Source organism: Photorhabdus khanii NC19, from assembly GCF_000517265.1.
GTDB lineage: Bacteria > Pseudomonadota > Gammaproteobacteria > Enterobacterales > Enterobacteriaceae > Photorhabdus > Photorhabdus khanii.
The window spans coordinates 481821-483564 of sequence record NZ_AYSJ01000013.1; the positions used below are offsets into that span (position 1 = coordinate 481821).

1 protein-coding gene is annotated in these 1744 nt (G+C 37.9%); it reads right to left on the minus strand.

Annotated elements, in window-relative coordinates:
* Positions 1-475 precede the first annotated feature (475 nt).
* Positions 476-1744 (minus strand): Ig-like domain-containing protein (locus tag PTE_RS14140; RefSeq protein ID WP_036847655.1); only part of this gene is annotated, 1269 nt, incomplete at its 5' end.

The following is a 1744-nucleotide window of genomic DNA, read 5'->3' on the forward strand; positions in this document are numbered from 1 at the left end:
ACTCCAACCGCCACATCTTCCTTGGTTAATGTATAAGGATCAATAGTAATAGTTACTGAATCTAACTCCTCTTCCATAGTACTATTAACGTAAACACTTACATTAATAATATTATCTACATTGATTTCAGTGAACAATTAAATAATTAATTTTTCCTCACTGTCCAAGTTCTAAATGACCTTGGTGAGTAAAAATTCCAGCTACAGCTAATGTACGAGAAACCTGTAGTGACTCATTAAAGACTGAATCTGTTAAAATAACGAAAAGATGACATGGCTAGGTTTTCGCTATAAGTCATAGTAGTGATAACTGAGCATTCTTCTAAAACCGTTATTCCTGAAACAATACCTGCTGTAAGTATCAACATATTAAACCTTATATTAAAGTTAAACACTAATAAATAAAAAACACCTAATCTTCTATCAAAATAATTTCCTTCTACAATGGTACTTACTACCTATCTATTATTTCCTCCCTACTCCTCACATAAAACCACATAAGCCTGTAGCCATTTATCGTTCTTATTCAACACATGAGCCTTAATACTCTTATTATTTATTTTTAGCCCCCCCATTCTTATTGCTCCAATACTTAATCCTTTAGTTGGATCACCTAATAAACCCTTTTGAATAAGATTTAAATCCAAATCATTAACCATATAATCAATTGATCTACCAAGATCACTCTCTTTTATCCTATTTCCTCTTGTACAACTAGGTAAAGGTTGACTCTTGTCAACACGATTCTCCGAGTTAACGTAACCGATCCCACGCCCTATCGGGTTAGAATCAATAATTACAAAGTGATCAATTTTCACATCGGGAATAATATATTTTAAATACCGACCAGATATTTGGTGTGTAAACGTCGCAGTTAATGTAACCATTCCTGCTTTTTTAACTTGAAAATGCTCTCCATACACATCAACTACGTTCCTATTACTTGAGTCATATACTCCAGTATAACTAACTATATATGATTCCTCAGGCAAATACCCGAGTTTAAACGTCATTTTTGGCCAAGCAAAATTCATTCTTTCTTTTGGAACCAAATGCCCTAAATCTTGTTTCGCTTCACGTTCATAATTATAATTCAATATAAAGAAGCCAGTAACATCCTGCTCATCAGCCTTAATTTCTACCGTTTTATTCTTAGAACCAACAGGTGAATCATTCACTTTAGCCGTTACCATAACAGCAACAAACCCGCCACTTTTGCTATATACCCGATATTGCGCTTTCCCATCAGCATCTGTTTTACCATCACCCACTACCTGAGTAACCAAGTTTTTATCAGTAATGGTAACTCCCTTACTATTTGTTGCACTCCAAGCCACCGTAACACCGCTTTTCGCCTGCCCGGAAAAATCTTTTACTGTGGCAGTAAATGTATAAGTATGCCCCTCGCCTCCTCCTTCCGTTACATGATCTGGGCTAACAGTAAGAGAAGCAAGCTCATCAGGGCTGATAAAACTGACTTTTTTATCAGCATTCCTTGGCGTCTGCTGGGTAGCCGTTTTGGCAGACACTTGTACATCAATCGCTACCACTGTGCTGCTTAACGTCGCGGTGACCTGTCCCTGTGCGTTACTCACCGGACTGCTCTGTTTCGTCAGGATTAATCCATCAACCGTTGGGTCTGTCTGCCAGTCGATATCGATCGGTTTATCCACTACCAGATTGCCATACGCATCTTCCACCGTCGCCGTGAAGGTATAAGTGTCAGTGCCGTTATTGTAGAGTCC